General features: G+C 39.3%; 1 protein-coding gene. It reads right to left on the reverse strand.

What is annotated here, in order from left to right:
* Positions 1 to 652: 652 nt before the first annotated feature.
* On the reverse strand, positions 653 to 1,168 hold the full coding sequence (locus CYJ22_RS10055; protein WP_101602519.1) for an HdeD family acid-resistance protein: 516 nt from the start codon (positions 1,166 to 1,168) through the stop codon (positions 653 to 655).
* Positions 1,169 to 1,405 lie beyond the last annotated feature (237 nt).

Consider the following 1,405-nt stretch of genomic DNA (forward strand, 5'->3'; position numbering starts at 1 on the left):
TTGCGAAACCTCACCAACTACATCACCCGAGCACTCCTCGAAACAGGAGGATTCAGACCCCAACTACACCCCCAATTATGAAGAGCCGCTAAAGGTGGGGCTTTGCGTGGAAATCCGGTATATGACAATATACGGTTCGGTGCACAAATTACACTTTCACAAGCCGGCCTATACACAGTAGATGATTTTAAAACAATTACTAAACAAGAAGTATTGATGCTACCGGGCATTGGTAAAAAAACAGTGGAACAACTAGAGCATAATGGTGTTATATTTAAAGCCTAAGATGTGACTTGAATTTAATAGCGATCCTAGGATAACGAAGGGCTATTTGTCTTTTTCATAATTAATATAATCCCTTTGATGAGTATCTTGGTACTGATCAAGGGGATTTTAAATTACTACAGGGTTGTACTAATTTTTGTCCTATAACCCCATTATTACGCTAATGTTAGAGCGTTGGGCTAGTTGCTAAATAAAAGAGCTAGAAAAGCGTCTAACCACTTGCAAATGTAGTAGGCGAATACATTTACCATGACGGCTAGCCAAAACAAATAAAATAGCTGCCACAAATACGAAATAGACATCGTAATTTATGGCAGCTATTTGGCAGTACATGGTCGATCTTATAGTGTAATTATTTAGTTATATTCTATTTTACAAAAGCCTCACTGATGGAATAAATTCCGTCAAATAAGAAACCGAAAGCGATAAAGTAGATAAATACCTTACCGGAAGCAATCGGCTGGAATATGAGTAATAGGCCTAATAGTAAAAGAATTAGTGCAAGCCATTTTGCATTACGTCCCATGAGTGATACCATGCTGTCGGACTTTCTTGATGTAATGAAAATAAAGACGGCTTCAATTACCATCCAGATGCCGATTGTGATTGGGAGTACTAATGGTAGGAATGCAAATCCGCCGAATATTAAATAGATACCGAATAGAGCATCGATAATGCCGCTGATAAGATACCAGCCGCTACGTAATTCAGACGGTAATGTAAAATAATTTATAATAGAGCTGACCGCACTGACGAAAAAGATAATAGAAAAAAGCCAGGCATAAGCTATGAGACTAATAGCGGGATTTAAGAGTAAGAATATCCCCAGGATAATGCTTACAATACCCGATAAAATAAAGAAGAATTTGCTTGAATCACTCATAATAGTTCCTCCTATCATGTGTACTGCTTATTCACAGTATACGTGAGATCATGGGGGATGTCAAATTGTAACGATAAAACTGTGTTTTCACAAAACTCACATGTCCATCCTGTTGATACAGTTCTATAGAATACCGTATAATACCGGCTCTTCGCATTTGAGGGTGTAGGTGTTGTGGGCGGGGTTGGGCGTGTCGTGGCTGGGTAGGGGTCGAGGTCTTCCGATGATGGGGGTTCC

It is taken from the genome of Schaalia odontolytica, from assembly GCF_002847525.1.
In the GTDB taxonomy this organism is placed as follows: Bacteria; Actinomycetota; Actinomycetes; order Actinomycetales; family Actinomycetaceae; genus Pauljensenia; species Pauljensenia odontolytica_B.